2 protein-coding genes and 1 tRNA gene are annotated in these 3540 nt (G+C 67.5%); 1 reads left to right on the forward strand and 2 read right to left on the reverse strand.

Annotated elements, in window-relative coordinates:
- Together B3I25_RS04530 and B3I25_RS04535 are read right to left on the reverse strand one after the other, a co-directional pair.
- The coding region (locus B3I25_RS04530) for a carbon starvation CstA family protein (protein WP_286737984.1) at window positions 1-1868 on the reverse strand (1868 nt) is incomplete at its 3' end.
- Window positions 1869-1985: 117 nt separating this feature from the next.
- Window positions 1986-2969, reverse strand: a complete 984-nt coding sequence (locus tag B3I25_RS04535; RefSeq protein ID WP_064846289.1) for an NAD(P)H-quinone oxidoreductase — start codon at window positions 2967-2969, stop codon at window positions 1986-1988.
- A 182-nt stretch (window positions 2970-3151) separates the two neighbouring features.
- On the opposite strand from B3I25_RS04535, the gene B3I25_RS04540 reads away from it, so the two are divergent.
- Window positions 3152-3239: transfer RNA gene (locus B3I25_RS04540), tRNA-Ser, on the forward strand.
- Window positions 3240-3540 lie beyond the last annotated feature (301 nt).

Here is a 3540-nt window from a genome sequence, read left to right on the forward strand (position 1 = left end):
GCGAGCGGCAGCAGGATGATCCACAGGTACTTGAAGCGGTGCAGGTTGGCCGCTATGGCCAGACACACCGCGAGCGCGATGGCCGCGAGCAGCTGGTTGGCGATGCCGAACAGCGGGAAGAACGTGTTGATACCGCCCAGCGGGTCCGTGACGCCCAGGATTAGGATGGATCCCCAGCCGGCGACCATGATGGCCGTGGTGAGCCACGCACCCGCGCGCCAATCGGCGTCGCGGAACTTGGGGATGAAGTTGCCCAGGGTGTCGGTGAGCATGAAGCGGGCCACGCGCGTGCCGGCGTCCACCGCGGTGAGGATGAACAGGGCCTCGAACATGATCGCGAAGTGGTACCAGAAGCTCATCATGGAGGCCCCGCCGAGCCACTGGTGCATGATGTGCGACAGCCCGAGCGCGAGGGTGGGTGCGCCACCCGTGCGGGAGATGATGGTCTCTTCGCCCACGGCGTCCGCGGTGCCCTGCAGCAGTTCCGGGGTCACGTGCACGCCGGAGAGACCCAGCGAGTTCACGAACGCCGCGGCGCCCTCCACGGTGCCCATGGTGGCCGCCGGGGAGGAGTTCATCGCGAAGTAGATGCCGCGGTCGATCGACACCGCCGCCACGAGCGCCATGATGGCCACGAAGGACTCCATGAGCATGCCACCGTATCCGATGAACCGGGTCTGGCGTTCCTTCTCGATCATCTTGGGCGTGGTCCCGGATGCGATCAGGGCGTGGAACCCGGAGAGCGCACCGCACGCGATGGTCACAAACAGGAACGGGAACAGAGAACCGGAGAACACGGGCCCGTCCGAACGGCCCGCGAACTCGCTGACCGCGGGGACTGTGATCTCCGGGCGCACCACCACGATGGCGGCCGCGAGCAGCACGATGGTGCCCACCTTCATGAACGTGGAGAGGTAGTCGCGCGGGGACAGCAGCAACCACACGGGTAGCACGGCCGCGATGAAACCGTAGACGATCACGCACCACGCGAGGGTCACGCGGTCCAGGGTGAACAATTGGGCGCCGAGGTCCGTGCCCGCGACCCAGCCACCGGCAACGATCGCGGCCATGAGCAGGACGAACCCGATGATCGAGACCTCCATGACCTTGCCCGGGCGCAAGTACCGCAGGTAGACACCCATGAACAGCGCGATGGGGATCGTCATCCCCACGGAGAACACACCCCACGGCGACTCGCCCAGGGCATTGACCACCACGAGCGCGAGGATGGCCACGATGATGATCATGATCGCCAAGGTCGCGATGATGGCGGCGTACCCGCCCACCACGCCGAGCTCCTCACGGGCCATCTGACCCAGGGAACGGCCACCGCGGCGCATGGAGAAGAAGAGCACCAGGTAGTCCTGGACCGCACCGGCCAGGATCACGCCCACGATGATCCAGATGGTCCCGGGGAGGTAGCCCATCTGGGCGGCCAACACCGGTCCCACGAGCGGGCCCGCGCCGGCGATGGCCGCGAAGTGGTGGCCGTAGAGCACCCGCCGGTCGGTGGGCATGAAGTCCTTACCGTTGGCGTTGTACTCCGCCGGCGTAGCGCGACGGTCGTCCGGGCGGGTCAGCTTCCGTTCGATGAACTTGGAGTAGAAGCGGTACGCGATGAAGTAGCTGCACACCGCCGCGAAGACAAACCAGATGGCGTTGATGGACTCACCACGCGCGAACGCGATCATGGCCCATGCGATCGCGCCCAGCAGGGCGATGCCCACCCAGATCACGATCCGCAGCGGGGTCCAGCGAGTCTGCTCGTGTTCCAGGACCTCGGGGTCCACGTGATTGGGGGGAAGGTCGGTGCGACCCTCGCCCGCGGGCCGGGGTGCGCCCGCCGATTGCTGATGTGTGGTGCTCATGGGGAAGGCTCCGGATCTCGTGCCAACACGCTGGCAGAAGCGTGAGATTGTTGGCACGAGTGTATGCGAGCGGGACCACATTGTCCCGGCATTGGCACCCTGTCTCGGGCACCCCGATCACACGGTCAGCAGCACCTTGCCCACGTGCGATCCGCTGTCGAAGTACTCGTGCGCTTCACGCACCTGGTCGAGCGGGAACGTGCGCGCGACCAGGGGGCGCACCTGTCCGGACGCCACGAGCGGCCACACGTATTCGCCCACCGCCGCCATGATCCGGGCTTTCTCATCCGCCGGGCGTGCCCGCAGGGTCGTACCGATCACCGCGGCCCGCTTGTTGAGCAACCGTCCCACGTTGAGTTCGCCCTTGATCCCGCCCTGCGTCCCGATGATCACGATGCGCCCGTTCGTCGCCGCGGCCCGGAGGTTGGGCTCGAGGTACTTGGCGCCGACGACGTCCAGGATCACGTCCGCGCCGTGGCCGTCCGTGAGTTCGTGGACCCGCTCCACGAAGTCCTCGTCCTTGTAGTTGATGGGCGTGGCGCCGAGCTCGCTCACGACGCGCATCTTCTCGTCACTGCCCACGGTCGCCAGCACCGTGAGCCCCAGGGCGCGGGCCACCTGGATCGCGTGCGTCCCGATCCCGCCCGCTCCGCCGTGGACGAGCAGGGTTTCCCCCTCCCGGGCCGCGGCGGCCATGAACACGTTGGAGTACACGGTCGCTGCCACCTCGGGCAGCCCCGCCGCGGCGACCGGGTCCACACCGTCGGGCAGCGGGAGGACCTGCCGCCACGGCGCGACCACGCGTTCGGCGTAGCCGCCCGAGTCCACCAGGGCGACGACGCTGTCGCCCACCGCGAGCCCCGCCGCCTCCGGGACGTCCGCCCCGAGTTCCACGACCGTGCCCGACACCTCCAGGCCGAAGATGTCCGTGGCGTCCGGCGGGACGGGGTAGTTGCCGTTGCGCTGCATGACGTCCGCGCGATTGAGCCCCGCGGCGGTCACGGCGATCAGGACCCCCTCTGGGATCAGCTGTGGCTCGGCGGTCTCCGCGGCCTCGAGGACCTCCGGCCCCCCCGATCGAACATCGCGTACTGCTCGCATGGCACTTCCTTCTCTGACGACGGCGTTGTACCCCATTCTCCCGCAGCGGCATCACCCGCGCCAGGGGCGCACCACCGCACCCCTCCCTCCCTGCACCGCGCCGAGGGCATTGGCCCCCCGGGCGCGGCGCATGGAATAATGGCGATTCGTTCGCCCGCGCCGCCGCGGGAGCGCGCGACACTGGAAGGTTGTCCGAGCGGCCTAAGGAGCTGGTCTTGAAAACCAGTGTGCGGTAACCCCGTACCAAGGGTTCAAATCCCTTACCTTCCGCCCAGTTCGAAAGCCCCGGATTCCTGTTCCGTCAGGAATCCGGGGCCTTCGTATGTCCGGCCCTACTGGCACGGATCAGTCGCCCCACCAGCCCTCGGGTTCATGGGGCGCGCGGCGGAGCACACGGCGGTCCACCAAGGTCGCCCCACGTCAGAAAAAGTTTGTCGTTTGCATGGATTCTGGCCGCCTCCGAAATAGACAGCAGCCTGTGATTTGCCTCACAATTCGGCCCCCACCCATCCGCCAAAAGGCCATCGTCAAGAAGAGGTCCGCTCTCCTCGCCCTTCCCACTCTCACCCTG

The organism is Kocuria sp. UBA1838 (assembly GCF_002338785.1).
Lineage (GTDB): Bacteria > Actinomycetota > Actinomycetes > Actinomycetales > Micrococcaceae > Kocuria > Kocuria marina.